We start from the raw sequence: 20798 nt of genomic DNA, 5'->3' as shown, positions 1-20798 counted from the left end.
CGCCAAACTTAATTGAAGACAACAAAAAAGCCCGCCTAAGCGGGCTTTGAGATCGTATTATGGTAACGAAAAGTTCCATGCGCCATGGCCGCAATGCAACTTTTCACCAACTAACAATTAGTTGTTTACTTTTACGACTTGCTTGCCGTTGTAGTATCCACAACTTGGGCAAACACGGTGTGATACACGTAATTCGCCACAATTTGGGCATGGTGCCAAATTTGGTGTAGCCAATTTAATATGACCACGACGGTTGCGTTTACGCATCTTAGATGTTCTTCTTGCTGGTACAGCCATCAACCTACACCTCCTTCAAGTGAATTCACATAATGTGTGTTTTGATACGCCTAGCTAACTTAATCCTTGTCTTCCTGATCAGGGAACAGGTTTTTTAACTTAGCTAAACGCGGATCAACAGTTTTAAGTTCTGCAGCTTGCAACGCTTGGTCGTCCTCGGAGAGAACTTCCCAACCCTTACCAGTTGGCATTGGGGCGCCGTCTTGTTCAGCTTCAGAAAGAATCTGCATGGGGATGTGAATTAAAATATTATCCTCCACAGCGACATCAAAATCTAAAATATCATCTTCAGGTAAAATAATTACCGTATCAGTTTCTTCGTCAAAACGACTCAGATCCGTTCCCTGAGGAACATAATATTCCGTCATTTGAAAAGCCAATGGGACATCCACTGGCGTCAGCGAGCGACTAGACGGCAATGTTAACATTGCGTCAATCTTCGCCGTGATTAACACATTATCCTTATCATAACTTGCTAACCCAGTTGCGTGAACTGACTTAACGTCGATAATTTCAGGATAACGGCTCATCAAGGAGTGTTTTAAATCCAATGCTTCATCAAACTGAAGTGGCGTTTCACGGTATGTTTTAAGCTGTGAAAGTGACCATTTCATTTAAAAACCTCCTAATGCAACGTGATAAATTATACCTGTGTAAAAATCCTTTGTCAATGTTTTTTCCTTGACAGTCCAAAATGCCCGTCATTAGACCTAACCATATCAGGAAAGTGCGCTACGGTCAACCAATTGTTGCCGGCAACCGCCACGGCCGCCGGTACAAATCTTGCGACTGCCCATTAATTAATTGATAGACGCGCCCCGCCCGATAATCGAGATTCAGGGCATGCTGGCGTAAGTCTTGATTGATTTTCGTATACAGCGGTAACGGGAGCTGTTTCTTCACTTGATGCAAATAAGCCTGCCCCTTAGGTGTAAAGCCCAAGACGCGCAGGTAGTTATGTGCCTGTGCATTCTGGATTTCTATCTGGTTGAGCTGCAAGAGTGCGGCCGTCGCCACCCGCTGCAATCGCGTATACGTGTAGCGTTTTGACTTGACCTGATGAATAAAGTCATCAAAAGTCGTGGCGTGTTGGGCCATTGCCTGCATCCGGTATTCCAAGCCCTCCGCCATCTGATCATACTGCCCACTACGGGCAACGTCGACGGTCAGCAATTGATACTGCAAGAACGGCCAAAAATCGCGCCAGCGCTGCAGCCGTTGCGTGGTCAACGCCGTGAAGGTATCAGCTGGGACGACTGGTTTCAGCGCCGCCCAATCCTGCGCCAGCGCCGCTTGGCGAACCGCTGTCCCACTGGCATAGCGACTATTGGCCGCAATTGTCGTCGTCGCGTGATCCGCTTGGCGGCGTTTGATCGGCAATAACTGCATCGGATGTGCCAAGGCCTGATTGGCAGCGTAATAACAGAAGCTCAGCATGTCATTGGCCGCCGTCAACGTCACGCCCGTGGCAGCTTGCAGGGCCGCGTTAAACTGGGTGGCAAAAGTCGCATTATAATGCGTAAAGTCGCCCTGTTGCGCCGCAATTGCCGTGGTCAACCGCTGAAAGTCTAACTCAGGATGTTCCGCACCAAAAACAACACTCGTGCAGTCCAGTGCACTGAGCAACTCAATACCGCCCCGGGCAAATAAATGGGCTGGTTGGGTCGCAAAAAATACGGGCAATTCGATTACTAGATCCGCCCCGTTTTCCAAAGCCAGCTTTGCACGTGTCCACTTGTCTAAGATGGCCGGCTCCCCGCGTTGTAGCCAATTACCGCTCATCACCACCACGACACAGTCGGCATTAGTCAGCTGTTGCGCTTGTTGCAAGTGGTAGCGATGCCCATTATGCAACGGATTGTATTCAGTTATTAACCCGACTGCTTGCATCCTTTTCCTCCTGTTACTTACGGCACTTGAAGAACCACCGCGTTGTCTGATCGTCCGGTTGTTGGCGGCCAAAGTCTGCGCTGACTGTAACATGGTTGAAACCAGCTGCCTGCAACGCTTGTTGATAATCAGCCAGCACGTAAGTTTGTTCTTGATGTAATTCACTGACTTCGTCAAAGGCCTGCTTCTCATCATTATAGATAAAGAAGGTTAGATCATGCTCAGCACTGTGCGGCTGTTCACCAGCGTAGCTCGTCCACATAAAAGCCCGGTCCTCATCGCGGTAATTATACATGTACCCTGGATAGACCTCATCCGTTTGATAAGGGGTAATGACGTCGAATAAAAATTCGCCATCCGCTGTCAAATGTTGAGCCACTTGTTCAAATGCGTGTTGGACCGTGGTAATATCGGGCAAATAGCAGAACGAATCAGCAAAACAGGTAACCGCATCAAAGGTCCCAATCTCAGATAAATCGAGCATGTCCCCTTGTAATAGCGGTAAGGTCACGGCTGCCTCGCCCGCATGACGCTGTGCCAGTGCTAACATATTCTCCGACAGATCTAAGCCGGTGACCTGATAGCCGGCCTGGGCTAACAACACCCCTAAGCGGCCCGTCCCACAAGCCAATTCGAGCAACTGACCATCTTGGTTAGGATACTCACGACGGACAAAATCCAGCCATTGCTGGTACATGGCTGGATCAAAAAGTTCGTCATAAAGTTCGGCAAACGTCTGATAAATCATGCGTTTACCCATTGTGCAACGTCCACGATAGGCGCATCAGACCATAATTTTTCCAAATTATAGTGTGCCCGCGCATCCTTTTGGAAAACGTGCACGATGACGTCACCGGCATCGATCAAGACCCATTCGCCCGCAGTCCGACCTTCGACGCTCTTGACGTCTGAACCAGCCTTGCGGACAAAGTCTACGATGTTATCAGCGATTGCTTGAACTTGGCGCTTGGAATCCGCAGATAAAATGACAAAATAGTCTGCCATCAAACTGACTTCCGCTACGTCTAAAGCTACGATATCATCGGCACGCTTATCGTCAGCGGCCTCAACAGTTAATTGTAAAAGTTCTTTGCTATCCATAAAACTCTCCCTTAAATTTAATTGGCAAATTGAGGGTCTACCCCGCCGACCCACGCGTTATAAGTCGCTAACGTTTGTGGGTAGACTGGCGCGCCCTTCTGAATCAGATAATCTAGTGTATGTTGAATTTGGAAACGAACACCGTCAGCCAGCGACTTGGCCGTCGCTTCACGGGCCGCTTCAACACCGGGGAAGTCCCGGGCGGGTTCAATAAAATCAGCCATGAAGATGATTTGGTCCAACTTAGTCATATAAGGCGCTCCGACCGTGTGTAACCGCACCGCATTCAAAATCGGTTCATTGTAGATGTGCAATTCATCCTTGATCAGCTCAGCGCCGACATAGCCGTGCCAGACCCCATTTCCATATGAGACCAGGTCGGGATCCATGCCACGCGTCTTGATGAGCTGAATAAAGGTTTGATCATCACGTTGCTTGGCGTAGTCGTGTAACAACCCCGCAATTCCAGCTAACTCGATATCAACACCGTTGTCGGCAGCTAACTGCCGCGCCGTATCCTCGACCCGTAAACAGTGTTGATAGCGTTTGTCAGTCAACTGGGCGGCAACTTTTGCCATTAGCTCCTCGTGACGATATGGGACAATTCCTTCAGTATATTCAATCGTTTTGCTCATACAAATGATGCTCCTTAATATAAGCGGCCACGGCTTCTGGAACCAGATAACGGACCGAATGTCCATGGCTGATTTTTTGACGAATCTGGGTAGAACTAATATCGATCAACGGTGCGTCGACCCAAATGACCGGATATTGACTCGTCGTTGGATACCCGGTTCGTTTGATACCAACAAAGGTGACTAATTTAACTAGCTCGTCAATATGATACCAAGTATGCAGATAATCGACCATGTCGCCGCCAATGATGAAATAGTACTGGGTGTCCGGATGCTTAGCCTTCAAAAACTTCATCGTTTCGTAAGTATAGCTTTTGCCGCCCCGCTCGATTTCCGCCGTCTCCAACCGAAACAGTGGATTATCAACAATGGCTTCTTGGACCATATTTGCGCGATCCTCCACCGCAATCGTCTTCTTTTCGTCGACATGCGGTGGTTGAGCGTCCGGCATAAAGCGGACTTCATCCAAACCTAGTTGATCACCAACTTGCTGGGCCATGATCAAATGTCCCAAATGCGGTGGGTTAAACGTGCCACCTAAAATACCAACACGGCGATGCGGAATTGCCGTCACCGTTTCCGTCAGAACTTTTGTCGCTGTTTGATTAACCGTCTGCACCCGTCATTCCTCCTATAACTTAGCAACTTCCAATGAATAGTGCTGGTCTTCTTCATGACTAGCTGGCAAGTATAAGACTAGCACCCGGCCAATTGTTTGAACGACCGTAATCGCGGTTTTCTGTTCAATTGCGGCTTTAACTTCAGCCGTTGTCACATCCGCGTTTTGTAAAATGTTAACTTTAATCAATTCCCGCTTATCCAGCGCACCCGTTAATTGGGTCAACCATTCGTCAGTCAAGCCGTTTTTCCCGACAGCAAATAGTGGCCGCATGTGGTGGGCTTCACCACGTAAATAGTGTTTTTGTTTTCCACGTAAGTTTTCCATTAAGTTTGATTTACTCCTATAATTTTCTGTTTGACAATCGCGCATCAGATTCTACTCCGACCACAACTCATCAACGCTTGTTGATCATAGCTGGGCGCGTCAAGACTGCAACACCCTTTGGTGCCCAGGCCGCTACACGCGTATCTGCAGCCACCGTGACCCATCCGAGACCTTCAAAGACAATATCACTGATTTCCGTCACTTTGAATTCGTGACGAACCAGTAGTGGGAAGTCAGCGACCGCATCGCCAGTTGGGGGGGTGATCAGTTCACCCACATGCTTGGTATAAAAGTTGTCCGCATTCTCAGTCCGGGTTCGGTGCAAGGTCAAGTTATTATCAACGTAGACCGTCCCAGTGGCTTTTAACGTATCAACTATATCTAACCGTGCCACCCCACCTAAGAACAAAGTTTGACCGTTACCTAATTGGAAACCCTTTGGGCGAATCTCGCGTTGTGGTGAGACTAACTTCAGGTCATCGCCTGATAACACGTGGGCCATCTGTTCAGGATGAATAATTCCGGGTGTATCAACCATCATATGACCATCATCCAACGGAATTTCAATCTTGTCTAACGTGGTCCCTGGGAACCGAGATGTCGTGATTAAGTCCTTCAAACCAGTATTGTTGGCAATAATTCGATTGATCAACGTTGACTTACCAACGTTGGTGACCCCTACGACATAAACATCGCGGCCACGACGATACTTTTCAATCATCGCTAAGAGTTCATCAATGGAATGCCCCTTCTTGGCACTTGTTAGCGCAACGTCGACTGGCTTGATGCCCTGTGCGCGAACTTGTTGGTTCATCCATTCCCGCAATTTCGTCCGGCGTAGTTGACGTGGCAACACGTCTTCCTTATTACCGACTAACAGAACGGGATTATCCCCAACAAAGCGCTGGAGACCAGGAATGATACTTCCATTCAAATCAAAAATATCGACAACGTACACAACCAGGGCGTTCGCATCGCGAATCGTGGCTAACAAATGACGAAAATCATCATCCGTTAAGCCAACCGGCACGATTTCGTTATAGTGCCGAAGCCGAAAACAACGTTGACAGTATAAATCCTGGGCGTCACTAGCTAATGATTTTTGTAACGCGCTGTTCGGTGTGTAGCCGGCCGCCTTAGGATCGGTCGTTTGAATCGCCGCACCACATCCAATACAGTATAAAGTTTCTTCTGATGTTTCACTCACTTATTAAGGTCCTCCTGAAAATGCATTTCTGGATAAACATGTGCTAATCGTAATTTGATAAACCGCTCAAAGAAACGGTTGATCCGGGTATTCCACGCATCTGTCTTCACGATTGGCTGGACTAAGATACTGGGTACGCCCGCAAGATGGGCCGCCCACATGTCGGTGATATACTGATCGCCAACCATGACCACTTCATTTTTGTGTAAGCCCAGGTCATGCCGTGCCTTACTAATCCCCAGCGGGAGGGGCTTCAGTGACCGCGAAACAAATGGCAGTTCCAGGCTTTGTAGCGCCTTAGCAATTCGCGCTTCAGAATTGTTCGACACCACCACTAACGGAATGCCCGCGTCCTGTAACGCGTGCAACCACTTTTTCAGTTCCGGGGTGCCATCCGGATTGTTCCATGCGATCAATGTGTTATCAAGGTCGGTGAATACCGCCTTAATGCCCTGCGCCCGTAACTGCGCCGGTGTTACATTGTAGATTGCTGGTATCATCCAAGTTGGTTTAAATTGCTTAATCATCGTTATCCCCTTCGCTTCTCGCTGGATTTTTTGGTTATTGGCATAACCCCACTAGCCCATTTTATCATACTATTGGTGAAATACCGGACTAAATCAGGTCTGGAGCCGGATTTTACTAGGCAATTGTGCTAAATTTTAGTCATCAATATATAATAATTTGTTTTTTGAAAATAAGCAACGAAAATCCTTCCAAGTTGTCGTAACTTGATGACACCACCTGGATCAAATTTGACTAAGTTGATCGCACCCGCATTTATTTGATAGGTTGGGGCCCGAGTAAGACATTGAAAATAGCACTAAAAGTCGCCAGTAAATTCAGCGATGTTTTGCCGGTTGCCCTTTTCTCGCCAGTTTATTTGCAATGGCTAAACCACAATCTGACAATTGGCGCACTGACCATTTTGTCAAATTAGATTAACAAAGTATCCCATTAAGTGTATATTGATTAAAGATACGTTGCTTTTACTTATATCATGATACCGATATGTATATTGATTGCACATCAATGCAATCCTCATGTAAGCTTATTGGCATGGTTAAACGTTCAGATCGTTCTAAAACTGTTCATCGCAGTTAACGTTAGGCACCCTGGTGTTGTTCTATGTCGATAAACTGACAATATCAGTAATGATATAAACTATATGATCCGCATGATCACTAAACAATATGTCATCTCGGAGGTTCGTTTATGGAGAAAAAAGATGTTATGAAACAATACGTTACCGATAAATATTTTTCCAAGGGGCACTGGTGGACGAAACTTTGGCAAACCCTAGTCGCAATTATTACTTGGATCTGCGTGGCCGTACCTGTCTATTGGACTATTTCGTCAACGTTACTTGCCAATAATCCCCAGTTCATTCACGCCTGGAAATACGAAGAAGGTAAGACGCTGTTCTACTTTTTTGACCGGTTCTTCATTATTGCGTTCATCTTAATCGCCATTGTGGTCATTGTCTCCACGATTCACAATAATCACCGGGTCAAACAACACATCAGTAAAGAACGGCAATATGACGAGGACCAGTTAGATATTCGAAAGCGTCAATTAAACAACTTTTACACCCAGCGATTCGGGCAGGCCACTTTCCGGCAACACGTCAAGCACTACACGGTTGACCCCGAACAAAATCTCGATGTTAATGAAATCCACAGATTGTATGAGGACTAGCCCATGGAAATAATGCAAACACTTAAGCCCTTCGAAAGTATCTGGAACTTTGTGCTGTTATTATTAGTCTCCTACCCGATTCTCGGTGCATTTGCCTGGTTTATCGGTGTACTCTGCTACCAGCTGATTTATCGTCATCGTCACAAAGACGATATTGAATTTAAACAACTAACACCTGAAGCACAACCCTTTATCACAATCATGATTCCAGCACATAACGAGGAAGTCATGATTGAACACACGATCAACTACTTAATGAATAATTTAAATTATGAAAAATATGAAGTGCTGGTCACAGATGATGGTTCGACTGATGAGACTCCGGCTATTTTAGAACGTCTCCAGAGCGTGTACGACAACCTACGCGTGGTAACAATCAAGAAAAATCAGGGTAAGGCCCACGCGTTCAACGTCGGTGTTGGCTTTGCTCGTGGTGAATTTATTTTAAGTAATGACGCTGATTCCATTCCAGAACCCGATGCGCTGTGGAAATACATGAGTTATTTCATGGGCGAAGAACACGCCAATACGGCAGCGGTCACGGCCAACATGGATGTCCAGAACCGAAGCACGATCATCGCCAAGTCGCAAACCGTAGAATTTTCAAGTATCGTTGGTGTTATCAAGCGGAGCCAAGTCAGTGCTTTAGGTAACATGTATGCCTATAGTGGTGCCAATACAATGTACCGGCGTGATGCTCTGATTGACGTTGGCTTATTCCGGCAAGATCGCGCGACCGAAGATATCAGTATTGCTTGGGATCACCAGTTGAATGGTTGGACGACCGTTTTCTCGCCAGACATTCTATTCTATATGAACGTCCCCGAGAATCTAGACGCCCTTTATCATCAACGCAAACGTTGGGCCAAAGGTGGTACCGAAGTGCTGTTGACCAACTTTAAACGGGTTGCCACTCATCCAGGCAAGTATTTGAAACAATGGGCTTTTATCACTGATCAAACACTGAGCATCATCTGGTCCCTATTCTTCTTCGTCTCAACACTGATCTTCCTGATTTCGCTCGTCACTTTCTTCTTTACCGGCAATTACGAGCGCGTCTATCATATGTTCTGCATGGCCTTCATCTTCGTGACCTTCGAGATGTTCGCCGGTGTCTTGCAGCTATTGTCCGCATTGATCGTTGACGACCGTGGCCGCAAGTTCAAATATCTGATTTTCATGCCACTCTATATGCTGATCTATTGGCAGGTTAACGCCCTCGCCCTGGTCACAACGCTAATCCCAGCCGTTAAAACCATCCTGGGTTACGGCAGCGGCACCTGGGTCAGTCCAGTTCGGAAACACCACACTGAATAATTGAGAACACAAAGCGAGCCTTCAATCGAAGGCTCGCTCTTTTGTTGTGCGGGTCACTGCTGCATTCAAGCCAAGGATCACACCCCCGCATACACGGGGAACACCGCTTAGCTTCACGGGCAAGGCTGGAACAGTCGGGATCACCCCCGCATACATGGGGAACACCTAAACATACTTGAAAACTTGAGTTTTAAGCGTAGGATCACCCCCGCATACATGGGGAACACTGGAGAGGATGAAATGTAATGGCAAAATTCACGTGGATCACCCCCGCATACATGGGGAACACTAATATTTCCCCAAATAAAACTTCCCATGATGAGGATCACCCCCGCATACATGGGGAACACGCAGCGACTGCATCTTTAGCAGCAGTAGGCTCAGGATCACCCCCGCATACATGGGGAACACCCATCGCGATCACTCAACTTCGCAATGTCAGTCAGGATCACCCCCGCATACATGGGGAACACACTTGACAAATCCCGCCGCCAAGCCTTTCTGAAAATACCAAACACTAAAAATAAGTTAACTTGACTTCGAGGATAGCAAGCACGGACGAACTGTAAAACTAACCCCTGACTAATACGCTCGATAAAAACTAGCGCATCCCTGGTTCGTCAGCATTGGTTCCAGGCTCACCAATCCAGTAAACACCGATGTAAGTCAATCACTGTACTTCAGGAATGACCGTCATCAGCCCCATACCAAATGCCTTTTCACGGCCGATTCCTCTCGTCAAGGTTTGCTTGAAGGTTGGTAGGTCTTTGACACATAGGAGTCCTTCAAATGTCACACGACTTAAGCGAACGCCGTGCCCTTTAGCTCGGTGAAGCATGGGCCAATCATGACTCACCACGTCAAATGCGAATTCGTGAATCTTGTCAGATGTTGTCTCACGATGATCAACCAACTCAAAGCCAGCCCGGATTGCTCGGTCTGCCAGCCATTGCTTTTGTTGTTCAATTGTCACGTGCGGCACTACTCGCCCCTTGGGATGATTGGGATCAACAATTGAATGGGTGGGATTAGCAGTAAGCCGGAAACGCATCACCATACCGACTTTGAGCTGATCCAACCAGGCATCATAAGATTTGGTGACCGCTGTACCCGCAACGCCGTACCGTTCGAATTCTTTTGGTGCTGGCCGCGTGGCACTCAACAACAATAGATAGCTTTTGCCGTTTAAACGATCGATGCGCCAAAGATGACGCTGCCGTTGACCACTATTAATCTCATCCGGAAAGCTTTGTTCCACCCAATTGTGATAGGCGCCCAAATGGCTGAGATCCTTTATCTTACGGCGATTATTGGTATCAATTTCAACTCTTGATAAATACATCAGCGGCTCCCTTCTAAAGATAGTTCATAATATCGTGTTCAGTATCGGCATCCTTGGTTGCGAAATACGGATTTTCGAGTGACACGCGATCAACTGCTACCGCGCGGAATCCATATTGCCGATGCCGCTGGTCGAACGATACAACCGCATCCTTCACCATCGAACTAGGATAGTCAGGCAACAACACAGCGTCAGCGATGAGTTCTGCCACGAAGGTGTGGTGCCGGATTTGCCGCATGTAGAACTGGGAGGCTTGCCAACTCGCGGCTTGCAGCACTTGTACTGGATTACGCCCCGAACGGATTGCCGTCATCATCGGACCAGCGGGAACGTTCGCGCGTCGACCTAATGCAAGTTGGAAATGGGGATGTCGGATGGCCCAGTCGATCTGATCAATAAAGCCACCATCTTCACTACCAAGCGCAACCATAAACACGGCATCTTGCAAATAATCACGATAAGTTAGCTTCCGTCGATTCCGCTTCCATTCAACAATTTGAAAATCAGTGAGCGGCTTGGCAGGTTGATCGATTCGAACAGCATAGGCCAGCTGGTTCAACGTCTTAATTCGTGGGTCGCGTCTTGAATAACCGAGTGCGGCTGCCACCATACCGATAATAGCGCTCTTAGAAGGATAATCATAACTGGTCCGCCGATCAAAGTTTGCTTCATTACCGTATGATTGTAATGGGGCTGTCAGTTTAATCGTTACCGTCTTCATCCTTGACCACCTCTGTTAATTTCGCGACGAGTTGTTCTAGTAAGCCTGTCAAGCTATCAGCAGGCGTCGCAACCTGTGACTCGTCGGCGCCTAGATCAACATTCAGTATCGGCTGCTCAACAAATGACAACGCTGCTTGATAGGCAGTCGCCAATTGTTGCACCGATTGCTTGACGTAACCCGTCTTAGAAGCTACTGGATCTTCAAAACCAGAAACTAAATTGACTGGCGTATCAGGTCGCAAGGTCACCATCACATAATTAGGTAACGTTTTATTTGCAAACGTATTTTGTTTGCCAGTTGGCATTGATAAGACAAAGGCTTTCACAAATTCACGAATACCATCAATGGCGGCGGTCTCGCCGAGGTTAGCAATTAGCTCATTGATATTGACATTGGCATACCGGTACAAAGTCGCTGAGTTAAATTCTAAGGTTCCTAACATGGCCGCCCCAGTACTATCTTCTGGCTGCAAATCGTCTAAGGCCGTAAAATAATCAAATTCAGGCACCACTTCATGCGTTGAGATAGCATGCGCGACTTGTGCAGCGGCGTCAACATTCAATTCAGGATTGTCTGCGACCATTCGGCCAAACAATGCTAAATCAATCGACTGATTGCCTTTCAATACGGCTTTGATCGCCTTTTTATCAAGTTCTTCATCCGCATTATCCGTCACATACTGTGCCAGTTGGTCAATTTGGCCAGGACTAACGAGTAATAGCGCACTTGTCTCTTCATCCTTATCCAGCTTAACGCTAGCTAACTTGAAAACAGCATTAACTTGTTTCCACGCATCATCGTCATTCAATTCAGGCGTTAACTTCTGTAGCGCTTGCTTCAAGAGTTGAGCCGCTGCTTTAGTTCTGAAGCCCACCGTCACCGTGTCATCCTTAAAGCTTTGGCGTACCGCGCGTTTCCAGCTTTGAGATGAGACTCGTGCTCGTGTCACACCACCATATAGGGCCGTTTTGGGTGCCCCAGTATCATCCCGGTTAATATTTGAAGATGGCACCGTTTGAATCACATGTATATCCAGATATAAGTTATTGGTCATCATTAGTTTTTCTTCCCTTCAGTTGTCACTGTTAGCGGGCGATAATATTGCTGCCCCCATTGCAATCGAACCTGGCTCGCATGCTCATAATCTTGCTGAAACCAGTAAAGGTCTTGCGCTAAACGTGGATAGTCGATTTTTTGCAATTGATCGTTGGCTTTTAGCATACTGACTAAGTGTGTCAGTGCGTTGATGATACTAGCAACGTTAGTCGTTGCTAGTAATGGTTGCATCCGCCGGTCTAGCGCAACCCTGGTCTCTTCGTTACGCCGCAGCCTTGCAAGTGCTCGGAATAACGGCATTCCTTGATCCTTTACATCTGCATGCGGGTTCGCGGGACCATACACCAAGGATTCAGTTCCCTGCTGCTGGATCGCATAGAATCGAATCGCGGTATAAACGGCCACTTCCGCCTTAGTGGGCTGGCCATCTTGGCTCAACATGTTTGGTTCTAAATGAGCCATCATCACCGGCCACAGTGTCTGGGCTTGCGGACTGGTCAGTGCCGTTGCGTGCCGGACACTAGCTAACACACCCTTGTTAAGATTACCATTATTGTATAACTGTCGAATAATACTGATAGTTGCCGATTGAATTTTACTTTCCATCTGCAATTTTCACCTACCTTCCACTTAGTTGTGTAAACACGAGTCGACGAAATTGATCATTGGCCGTAAAAATATTGACTTGTCGAGGCACGTTATTTTTATCACGTTCAACAATGCCCCGAACATCCCTTGATGAACTAGTCGCCATCATTACACTGGATGCTTGTAGCGTTAGTTGTTGCAAAGTCTGCCGCCATTCTTTAATCTTAGCATCCCGATCATCATTACCAGTCAAGCTAGCCAGCCAGTCCTTAAACGGTCGATTTAGGCTCGCATAGAACTGAGCACTATGGCGTTGCGCAAATTGTTTAGCGTCGATATTACGGATTTGGCCGACCGTTGCGGCAAAGTGATAGTACCCATCCCCAATTCTTTGTGTTAATTCGATGACCTCTTCAATCCGAACGGGCCAATGATCCGCCGTTGCCTCATCGAACAGCACATCTGCTTGAATTTGCATATCATCATAGACCTCAGTTGCCGGCATCTGTGACGACATGTTGCCGTCACTGATCAATGCCGTAGAGGCCAACCACAATTGCCGGTCATCCGCTACTAAGCCCTCCGTCTTCAAGTAATGCAGCCACGCAACAATTCCCGCCTCATAAATGTCGTCACTACGATTGACGTTGACATATTGACCAAAATTACGCCACATCGCTTTACCCATATACTTAATTCCATTGACTGCCGGCCGAAACCGACTAGTCTTTTTATCTTGACGCCACAAAGTCATCGGTTCAATCAGGGCATCTTCAGTATCAAACATCGGAATACCCGCACTATAGATTGTCGGCCGTTGGTGATCATCCCACTCAAGATGCAATAACCGTGACCAGGTGGTATACAATGCTGCTAAGTTATCCGGGACTTGTTGACGTTGCCGTTCCTGCAAATAGGCAGTGAAAGTTGCATATTCCCAGACGGGTTGCTGTACGATGTACTGTTCATCTGAAACGGTTGGGACTAAGACTAAATTCAACATTAAAATTTCAAATAGGGAGCGCCCACTCGCATAAACTGGATTGAGTCGATACAGCCAGCCAGCTCCGTTAGAGAATTTTTCGTCACTATTAATCTTTGTCTTGTCAGTAACCCCAGTATAATTTTGGTACATAATCAGCCAGCGAACTAACTCGGCTAATGTTAACTCATTTTTAGTTTCATCAACCTTGGGAGCGAACAACGCTACTGAATTCCCACTCTCAGAGATGCGTCGATTCATTTGACGTACAGCAACTTGGCCAGTTGGTTTGCCCGTCCGTTTACTACGCGCGACACTCTTAGCCTCAGGGACAAATTCATCGTAGGCCGACGCTGTTACTTGATAGAATGGTTGATCCCCAAACAAATCGAACTGCCCCGCATGACATTGCAAATAATCCGTCACGATTGTGGAAAAATGACCACTTGCAAACAAGTCTGCCCAAGTTTGCTTTAAATCATCGTGAATCTCATCAATCCCATAGTCCTCATCCACATGCTCGACTTCGAACATGTCGTTCATAGTCAGCCATTCATAGGCTTGATTATCGGCACCGTAACGCGTATAGATCGTCGTCAGAATTGCCAATAGCAGCCGTAAAATCGCTAAGTCCTGTGCACGCATATCGCCAGCGAGTCGTCGATAATATTGCGCATTTTGAAACAGCTCAATTAGTGACACCGTGACCGCTTGATTCGTACGGGCATCGATCACAACAATCCACGGATCCGTCGTCAAGTTAAAAGTTTGCATTCTCACCGTCTTCATTCCTCCTTCGAATAACTCAATCCTAATTGTGATGAGTAGCTGAGCCGCCACTTACTAAACTCAGCAGTCAGTTTCTGATCCAGTGGTAATACCAACACCCCACGTAGCCAAATATCGTCCTGCCAACGCGCATGGTAAGGCCGCGTCAAATCTTCTAGTTGATTGATTGCTTTAGTAATGTTAGGCGTTACTGCTACCGGCAAGCGTAGCGTCTGCTGCGCAATTTCTGCAGGGGCGACTTCGTCTAATCGACGACCATCCAGGAGAAAATCATCGTGGTTCATGTGCTGGATCAAGATAACTTCCAATGTTTCTTGAATATCACGCACAGCTGCACTGGCCTGCTGATCAGTGGCAATATCTCGATGCTCGCGATCCAGCCACCCATGAATCGATTGACCATGCTTTAGTTGCGGCTCACAAATTTGAAAAACTTGAGCTTTTTGTTGCTCAGCCTTTAATTTCGTCGAAAATTCCTCCGCAGCAGCCTTAATCCCAGGGACTTGTATATCAGTTGCCAAGTCGTACACCTGCTGAACAAGGGTGGAAATATCGTCAGGCAACTTTATCTGATTCTTGAGAAAATGATCGGTCTTCATCAGTAAATACTTGCCGTAGACAGCCTCATTACCATCACCATAGTCGCCGAAGCCCTTGATACCCATGATGTTCAACTGTGGTCGTTGAAACCGACGTGGCCGTTTAATCATTTGATGTCGATGCAAACGACCAGCCCGCTGTAAGATTAGGTCCATCGGGGCGATGTCCGTATACAGGACATCAAAATCAATATCTAAGGACTGTTCCAACACCTGTGTGCCAATCACGACTAATTTAGCAGGCCGCTCGCCGTGTTTTCCAATCGCCGCTTGTAATTTCATTTCCTGCTGAGCACGATCCGGTGCTAAAAAGGCCGAATGTAACACCATTAACGGCACATCTGCGGGAATCAGTGCCGCTAAGTCCTGCGCTCGCTTAACAGTATTGACAATGATTCCAGCAATGCCACCCTCACGCAATTGCTTCAACAACCTCATAATCAATTCCTGATCATCCTGATTGTTACGCTGCACTTCAAGTGTAAGTGCGGCTTGATCACTTTGACCTTCAAAATTAGTCAGTTGTTTGATGTCCGGACCGTCCAACATGCTCAACAACGGATACGCCTGTGTGTCTTCCCAGCCAGTTGGGGCGACTTTCAATATTTGATGATAGCGACGACCATACTTCCCCTTTATATACGCTTTTAATAGCTGATTTCGTTTTATTTTGGGTAAAGTTGCTGATAAAACTACAACGGGCACGTGATATGCGCCTAACCATTCGATTGCTCTGAGCAGATACTTATTCATGTAGGCATCATAGGCGTGTACTTCATCAATCACAACAACTTTTCCAGAGAATCCAAGGTGGCGCAAAAAAAGATGCTTCTGTTTCAATCCCATGAGCAGCAAATTATCGATTGTTCCCACTGTAAATTTGGTTAAAATCGACTTTTTCCCGCCAAACCAACTATTGACAGTTACGGCACCATCATGTTCATCTGTTGAATTAACATTGCTAGCATTCGGTAGACGCTTATACATCTGATTAAACTGCGCCTTGCCATGCATTAATTTAATTGAGAGTCGGGCGGACTGTTCATCTGCAACACGCTCCAGCCAGTCGTTCACACGTGCAAACATCGCGTTAGTGGTTGCCTGGGTAGGCAGCCCCATATACACACCGTCACGACCGGTCATTCTTGCAAGCTGTTCAACTGCAATTAACGCAATCTCAGTCTTGCCTAGTCCCATTGGTGCCTCAACAATTGCCATTCCAGGATCAGTGGTCGCCTCAAGTGCGTTCGTAATGGCTGCTTGAACTGGTCGCGCATGAAAACCAAAACGCACCTGATATGGGTCCCGGTTGCGATCAAGCGGTGCCGGCACCCATTCATCATCTGACTGCCAAGTTGTGATTGCATCTCGAAAACGGGCCTGCAAATTAATATCTGTCGCCGATTGCATTGTTGTCACTAATGGGAATAGTGGTTTGTCCGGATTTTCATTTAAGTACTCGCTTGAAGCCAGCCAATCTGCCATAATTAACAATCCAGTTAAAATTACGGCTTCAGGCTGATTCAAAGTAGGAATGTCGGCAGTAGTCTGATAGCCGGCGGTATGTAACCCATATGCCACTAGTTCACGTTGAACTTGTTGCCATGCCATTTGAAGATCAGGTTGGTTATCATTCTGATAGTAATTGGCCGTATAGTCTTTAATCTGCCGTTTCGGTGAAGCGCTTGCAGTTTTGCCATGATGCCCACCAATAATTGCTCCCACTGTTGGGTTCACACCAAACGATTCTAGAATTGCTTCACCGGCAATTGCGTGAGGTGATTCACGTGCGGAAGACAAGTTTAAACTAGCTAAATCTCGAAATCCATTTTGCATCAGCTGTTCAATCAATAATTGATCTAATTGATGATCGCCATTATAAGCAGGCTTAGTCTGAAATGCCGGGGTGGCCTTTCCAATATCGTGAGTGAAGCCTAAAAACTTCACTAATCTCTGTATATCTTCCTCCGAGGTTACCTCCGATAATTGTTGCCGCTGTCCCTCACTCAGCCAGTGGTTGAATAACCAATTAATAGTGTTTTCACAATCCTTTAGATGCACAATCAGCGGCAGCCAAAGCCGCTGACCATCATCTGAGCGTTTCTTAGCCCATAGACTCTGTGCTAACCGTGAAAATTCTGTCATTAATCTTCTGCCCCCTCACATTAGTATTATTAGCACTTTTAGACGATAAGTACTGGTAGTTATATACGAAAAATAATAATTGTACCGTCTAATCTCAGTTCACTAAAATTACTTTCATTGGATATTTACTTATCTTAAGTTTCTGCGGCCTGTAAAACAATTCAAAAATTAACTATATCTTATACTAACATTTAAATTCTAGAGGTTCAGCTTCGGCTTGATAAAACGTCGCTATCTTTGTCTCAATTATTTATGTGAGCAAGAATCGTTGAAACAATAAATAATCTGCGCTACGGATGAGATATGCCTGCTGCAAGCCTAGTACTTGGGCCCACCGCATAGTTATTAATCATAAATTTATCTCTTAGCATTTTGTATCACATAATTTATGCAACCTAATAATCTCAATCAATACTCACAACAAGTACAAATTCTATACATTGAAGGCCGCCTTGCTTGTTTCGTCATATTAATAGTGTTCATTAAGCAAGTTGACTTAAATCTCTCAAGTACTAATTTGATATTACTGCTATAATAGGCTTTGTTTAGTCTATTCCCCGTGTATGCGGGGGTGATCCCCAACCGCCATTATCCAACCAATTCGCTAGCTGCTATTCCCCGTGTATGCGGGGGTGATCCCAACATCAACATCGAAAGCCCATTGGGACTTGGCTATTCCCCGTGTATGCGGGGGTGATCCTATTTTGAAATCAATGTAGGCGGTCATTATGCCCTATTCCCCGTGTATGCGGGGGTGATCCTACCAGCGACCGCCCTCATAATCATTCTTAAATCTATTCCCCGTGTATGCGGGGGTGATCCCGGACAATCGAGCCAGTAACCTGTATTGGGCTGACTATTCCCCGTGTATGCGGGGGTGATCCCACGATCGACACTTCTAAGTATCCGAATGGTGGCTATTCCCCGTGTATGTGGGGGTGCTCCTTCTAAACCCGTCGATTTCGACTGGTTTAAAAACTATTCCCCGTGTATACGGGGGTAACCCAAACAAAGCCATAGATAAAGCAACAAATCACTTTGAAACAAATACGACTTTACAGATATAGACGTGCACACTTTACACATCAGCACGCTACAAAGTCTCACTAAACGTTTAAAGAACCGTCGTTAATCAACTTATGTGTTAACTCCAGTGTTGCCTTAGCATCTGAAAGCGCGTTATGTGGCCTTAAGTTCACAATTTGATAATCTGCTAATACCGTTGACAGGCGATAATTATCCAAGAAGACATTTGTGCGTTTCACAATGGGCATGAGATCTGTTGTGTGATTGGTCAGTCCTTCTATGTCATTTTCTATAAATGCTTGCTTCAAGAACATTTCGTCAAAATGGAAATTATAGCCTACGATTACACTGTTACCAATAAAGGCCTTCATTTCACTCAACGCCATAGCTATCGAAACACCTTGCTCATTAAGCATGTCACGTGTAATCCCAGTAAGTTCAACAATTTTTTGGGACAACGGTCGATCAATTTTTATTAGTCGGTTAAACTCACTTGTTTGACCATCGGAATACTTTTAACTGCTGCGATTGAAATAATAGCGTCTTTACTCGGATCCAATCCCGTCGTTTCAATATCTACTGCCACGACCGATTCATCACTGTGGCGGGACTGTTGCCGCTGAACTTTTTGTGTCATCATCCGTGCCTTGTGGAACTTGGCAGCATTACTATAACCATGTTTTTCCACCGTCTGACTCGCTGCAAGGTGCATCATTAACGGAATACCATCAAAATCCACCACTTGATGGTCATGGCGGGTCGTCTTGAATTGATAGCCAAGTTCGTTATTGGCATTGTAGACCATGGTTGCTTCACCCCGACCAATATTCTCAACAATTCGCAACCATAGCGAATCACGGACACGGGCATTAACATTACCCACGTAGACTCCCGTCTGAATCTCTTGATACCATTTAGTCAGGTCGCCACGCAAGGCATTCGGCACCTTTGTTAAGGTAACTACAATCATTCTATGCCACCTACTTCAGTCTCGTGATATTGAACACCAAATTCTTGTAATCCTAACCGATCGTCCCAAAGGCTAAGATTGCTAACTTCCGTAGTAGTCTCACTGACACCGAGAATTGCCTTCAAGTCTGAGACCATTCGTCGCAATAGTTTGCCATCAACAAATGCGTCCCGCATTGCCAAGCGCGTACTTCTAGCAATATCTTCATCGGCCGTCGAAGCAGCCACGATATCAAAGGCAACTGGAATTGAAGTTTCAGCCTTATACAAGTCAGCGAAATCATAAACAAAAGATAGGTCATGACCAGTATGTACAAATCCAAGCCCCGCCGAAGCCCCCATCGCCATAATGACGCTATAACTCAGCCCATATAATGCTTGGTGCGCTGCAGTCAACGCCTGATTAATTGGTGAACTCGCTTCAAAATTGTCAGGATTGTATTCACGCCGTGTCCAGCTGACCCCCGTACGTTCAGACTCCAAACGGTAAACTTGTCGAACACGTGCACCTTCCTTACCACGCAGTTTTTGCATTGATAAAGTTGTCACGTCATCATTCGGAAAACGCATTTGATACATCTTACGTGCAACCGCCAATCGTGAACGTTGATTTGAAAATAATCTTGCCTGGGCTTCAAGCAATCGCGACGAGTGATTCAATGCTCGACCATGTGCATACTGCCGCACCCCACGCTCACCGACCCACACAACTGCCATTCCCGCATCCCCCATTAATTCCATTGCGCGGTGCGTAACATCCACACCTGGCCCCAGCATTAACACACTAATAATTGCTGCGGGTACAAAAACCACGCCACGAGCATCACTGACTCGAATCGCACTATCTTGGCGATCGAGTTTGGCATGTTCCAAGTATAAAAATGTTAATCGATCATGAATTCGACTCAACTCTGACAATTCTGGCTTTTTTGCTCCAAATTTTTCCATTGTTTGTACACCTCCGACATAAGCAACAACAAATTCGCACCATATTCACTAACCGACTTAGCAAATACGCTCTTATCCTTACACAGCGCTTGCCCCACTTATATTTCTGGAATAGTTGCTAATCGGACAACTAATAAAGCGCTTACAAAACCATGATAAAAAAATTCCAACTTCATACTGAATATTTACATCTCACTAGAGTCAAGCTATTGCTTAACAATACAAGTATACCCGGTCAAGAAATTTTTGTATTGATTCCGAAAATTATTATTAATTACCTTATTTATATTACAATGTTTTCATTAGAAATACAATATATTTTTTCAAGCAATGGGAATTCAATTTAAGCGCACTAAACTCAACAGTTCAAATAGCGATCGACTCGTTTTATATCAGTTATTTACAATTCAACCCTTATCGTACATGCTATGAGCAACTCACATTCAATAAATAGATTTTCAATTATGGTTCTTCCCAATCACCCAAGTCGGCTTTAAATATGTTATTCTTTAGTATATTAAATGGCTTTATAATTACGC

Annotated in this window: 19 protein-coding genes, 1 pseudogene and 2 CRISPR repeat arrays; of the genes and pseudogenes, 2 read left to right on the top strand and 18 right to left on the bottom strand. The window is 45.9% G+C overall.

Going from position 1 to position 20798, the window contains the following annotated elements:
• Positions 1–117 precede the first annotated feature (117 nt).
• The 10 genes from rpmF to V7R88_RS05775 all read right to left on the bottom strand — a co-directional run bounded on the left by rpmF (position 118) and on the right by V7R88_RS05775 (position 6603).
• Positions 118–297, bottom strand: coding sequence for a 50S ribosomal protein L32 (gene rpmF, locus V7R88_RS05820; protein ID WP_003638547.1), 180 nt, complete (start codon positions 295–297; stop codon positions 118–120).
• A 59-nt stretch (positions 298–356) separates the two neighbouring features.
• Complete coding sequence (locus tag V7R88_RS05815; protein WP_003640295.1) at positions 357–911, bottom strand: YceD family protein; 555 nt, start codon at positions 909–911, stop codon at positions 357–359.
• Positions 912–1035: 124 nt separating this feature from the next.
• Positions 1036–2187 carry a nucleotidyltransferase gene (locus tag V7R88_RS05810; protein WP_060598912.1) on the bottom strand — a complete coding sequence of 384 codons (1152 nt, stop codon included), beginning with the start codon at positions 2185–2187 and terminating at the stop codon, positions 1036–1038.
• A 13-nt stretch (positions 2188–2200) separates the two neighbouring features.
• A complete protein-coding gene (locus V7R88_RS05805; protein WP_063731850.1) occupies positions 2201–2935 on the bottom strand; it encodes a class I SAM-dependent DNA methyltransferase in 735 nt (244 codons plus the stop codon).
• Positions 2932–3288 (bottom strand): ribosome silencing factor, encoded by a 357-nt coding sequence (gene rsfS / locus V7R88_RS05800; protein ID WP_003645187.1) that lies wholly within the window; start codon positions 3286–3288, stop codon positions 2932–2934. The genes V7R88_RS05805 and rsfS overlap by 4 nt, the downstream gene beginning before the upstream one ends.
• A 17-nt stretch (positions 3289–3305) precedes the next feature.
• Positions 3306–3923, bottom strand: coding sequence for a bis(5'-nucleosyl)-tetraphosphatase (symmetrical) YqeK (yqeK, locus tag V7R88_RS05795; RefSeq protein ID WP_060598910.1), 618 nt, complete (start codon positions 3921–3923; stop codon positions 3306–3308).
• Complete coding sequence (locus V7R88_RS05790) at positions 3907–4542, bottom strand: nicotinate-nucleotide adenylyltransferase (RefSeq protein WP_003640290.1); 636 nt, start codon at positions 4540–4542, stop codon at positions 3907–3909. Before V7R88_RS05790 ends, yqeK begins: the two co-directional genes overlap by 17 nt.
• Positions 4543–4554: 12 nt before the next feature.
• Positions 4555–4869, bottom strand: a complete 315-nt coding sequence (gene yhbY / locus V7R88_RS05785; RefSeq protein ID WP_003640289.1) for a ribosome assembly RNA-binding protein YhbY — start codon at positions 4867–4869, stop codon at positions 4555–4557.
• Between the two features lie 70 nt (positions 4870–4939).
• The gene (gene yqeH / locus V7R88_RS05780) at positions 4940–6076 is read right to left on the bottom strand and encodes a ribosome biogenesis GTPase YqeH (protein ID WP_063724768.1); all 1137 of its coding nucleotides are present in this window, start codon (positions 6074–6076) and stop codon (positions 4940–4942) included.
• Positions 6073–6603, bottom strand: coding sequence for a YqeG family HAD IIIA-type phosphatase (locus V7R88_RS05775; protein WP_063724767.1), 531 nt, complete (start codon positions 6601–6603; stop codon positions 6073–6075). Before V7R88_RS05775 ends, yqeH begins: the two co-directional genes overlap by 4 nt.
• A 688-nt stretch (positions 6604–7291) precedes the next feature.
• Here V7R88_RS05775 and V7R88_RS05770 point away from each other — a divergent pair.
• Positions 7292–7774 (top strand): hypothetical protein, encoded by a 483-nt coding sequence (locus tag V7R88_RS05770; RefSeq protein ID WP_057717620.1) that lies wholly within the window; start codon positions 7292–7294, stop codon positions 7772–7774.
• 3 nt (positions 7775–7777) lie between these two features.
• The gene (locus tag V7R88_RS05765) at positions 7778–9091 is read left to right on the top strand and encodes a glycosyltransferase family 2 protein (protein ID WP_152706981.1); all 1314 of its coding nucleotides are present in this window, start codon (positions 7778–7780) and stop codon (positions 9089–9091) included.
• A 76-nt stretch (positions 9092–9167) separates the two neighbouring features.
• Positions 9168–9564: direct repeats of the CRISPR family, unit length 28 nt; unit sequence GGATCACCCCCGCATACATGGGGAACAC.
• A gap of 197 nt (positions 9565–9761) precedes the next feature.
• On the opposite strand, the gene cas6e is transcribed toward V7R88_RS05765, so the two are convergent.
• The 8 genes and pseudogenes from cas6e to cas1e all read right to left on the bottom strand — a co-directional run bounded on the left by cas6e (position 9762) and on the right by cas1e (position 20259).
• Positions 9762–10433 carry a type I-E CRISPR-associated protein Cas6/Cse3/CasE gene (gene cas6e / locus V7R88_RS05760; RefSeq protein ID WP_152706982.1) on the bottom strand — a complete coding sequence of 224 codons (672 nt, stop codon included), beginning with the start codon at positions 10431–10433 and terminating at the stop codon, positions 9762–9764.
• A gap of 13 nt (positions 10434–10446) precedes the next feature.
• A complete protein-coding gene (gene cas5e, locus V7R88_RS05755) occupies positions 10447–11154 on the bottom strand; it encodes a type I-E CRISPR-associated protein Cas5/CasD (RefSeq protein ID WP_160246162.1) in 708 nt (235 codons plus the stop codon).
• Entirely contained in the window at positions 11135–12211 is a 1077-nt protein-coding gene (gene cas7e / locus V7R88_RS05750) for a type I-E CRISPR-associated protein Cas7/Cse4/CasC (protein WP_162985472.1), read from the bottom strand. Before cas7e ends, cas5e begins: the two co-directional genes overlap by 20 nt.
• Before the next feature lie 2 nt (positions 12212–12213).
• The gene (casB, locus tag V7R88_RS05745; protein WP_152706984.1) at positions 12214–12819 is read right to left on the bottom strand and encodes a type I-E CRISPR-associated protein Cse2/CasB; all 606 of its coding nucleotides are present in this window, start codon (positions 12817–12819) and stop codon (positions 12214–12216) included.
• Between the two features lie 13 nt (positions 12820–12832).
• Positions 12833–14572, bottom strand: a complete 1740-nt coding sequence (locus V7R88_RS05740) for a type I-E CRISPR-associated protein Cse1/CasA (protein ID WP_338816557.1) — start codon at positions 14570–14572, stop codon at positions 12833–12835.
• Positions 14569–17316 carry a CRISPR-associated helicase Cas3' gene (gene cas3, locus V7R88_RS05735; protein WP_152706986.1) on the bottom strand — a complete coding sequence of 916 codons (2748 nt, stop codon included), beginning with the start codon at positions 17314–17316 and terminating at the stop codon, positions 14569–14571. The genes V7R88_RS05740 and cas3 overlap by 4 nt, the downstream gene beginning before the upstream one ends.
• Before the next feature lie 550 nt (positions 17317–17866).
• Positions 17867–18323: a CRISPR direct-repeat array (repeat unit 29 nt; unit sequence CTATTCCCCGTGTATGCGGGGGTGATCCC).
• Positions 18324–18422: 99 nt separating this feature from the next.
• Positions 18423–19312: pseudogene (gene cas2e, locus V7R88_RS05730) on the bottom strand (type I-E CRISPR-associated endoribonuclease Cas2e).
• Positions 19309–20259 carry a type I-E CRISPR-associated endonuclease Cas1e gene (gene cas1e / locus V7R88_RS05725; protein ID WP_152706987.1) on the bottom strand — a complete coding sequence of 317 codons (951 nt, stop codon included), beginning with the start codon at positions 20257–20259 and terminating at the stop codon, positions 19309–19311. Before cas1e ends, cas2e begins: the two are co-directional and overlap by 4 nt.
• Between the last annotated feature and the right edge of the window lie 539 nt (positions 20260–20798).

The organism is Lactiplantibacillus argentoratensis, assembly GCF_037290055.1.
Classification (GTDB): Bacteria; Bacillota; Bacilli; order Lactobacillales; family Lactobacillaceae; genus Lactiplantibacillus; species Lactiplantibacillus plantarum.
Note: the sequence above shows the minus strand (reverse complement) of the source record. Positions and strands in the feature narration are given on the sequence as shown.

Coding starts and splice junctions, on each gene's coding strand:
- yhbY (WP_003640289.1), bottom strand. CDS start 4,869: ATGGAAAACTTACGTGGAAAACAAAAACACTATTTACGTGGTGAAGCC.
- V7R88_RS05815 (WP_003640295.1), bottom strand. CDS start 911: ATGAAATGGTCACTTTCACAGCTTAAAACATACCGTGAAACGCCACTT.
- V7R88_RS05775 (WP_063724767.1), bottom strand. CDS start 6,603: ATGATTAAGCAATTTAAACCAACTTGGATGATACCAGCAATCTACAAT.
- V7R88_RS05805 (WP_063731850.1), bottom strand. CDS start 2,935: ATGATTTATCAGACGTTTGCCGAACTTTATGACGAACTTTTTGATCCA.
- rpmF (WP_003638547.1), bottom strand. CDS start 297: ATGGCTGTACCAGCAAGAAGAACATCTAAGATGCGTAAACGCAACCGT.
- V7R88_RS05770 (WP_057717620.1), top strand. CDS start 7,292: ATGGAGAAAAAAGATGTTATGAAACAATACGTTACCGATAAATATTTT.
- yqeK (WP_060598910.1), bottom strand. CDS start 3,923: ATGAGCAAAACGATTGAATATACTGAAGGAATTGTCCCATATCGTCAC.
- cas6e (WP_152706982.1), bottom strand. CDS start 10,433: ATGTATTTATCAAGAGTTGAAATTGATACCAATAATCGCCGTAAGATA.
- casB (WP_152706984.1), bottom strand. CDS start 12,819: ATGGAAAGTAAAATTCAATCGGCAACTATCAGTATTATTCGACAGTTA.
- cas5e (WP_160246162.1), bottom strand. CDS start 11,154: ATGAAGACGGTAACGATTAAACTGACAGCCCCATTACAATCATACGGT.
- V7R88_RS05765 (WP_152706981.1), top strand. CDS start 7,778: ATGGAAATAATGCAAACACTTAAGCCCTTCGAAAGTATCTGGAACTTT.
- V7R88_RS05810 (WP_060598912.1), bottom strand. CDS start 2,187: ATGCAAGCAGTCGGGTTAATAACTGAATACAATCCGTTGCATAATGGG.
- V7R88_RS05740 (WP_338816557.1), bottom strand. CDS start 14,572: ATGAAGACGGTGAGAATGCAAACTTTTAACTTGACGACGGATCCGTGG.
- cas1e (WP_152706987.1), bottom strand. CDS start 20,259: ATGGAAAAATTTGGAGCAAAAAAGCCAGAATTGTCAGAGTTGAGTCGA.
- cas7e (WP_162985472.1), bottom strand. CDS start 12,211: ATGACCAATAACTTATATCTGGATATACATGTGATTCAAACGGTGCCA.
- cas3 (WP_152706986.1), bottom strand. CDS start 17,316: ATGACAGAATTTTCACGGTTAGCACAGAGTCTATGGGCTAAGAAACGC.
- rsfS (WP_003645187.1), bottom strand. CDS start 3,288: ATGGATAGCAAAGAACTTTTACAATTAACTGTTGAGGCCGCTGACGAT.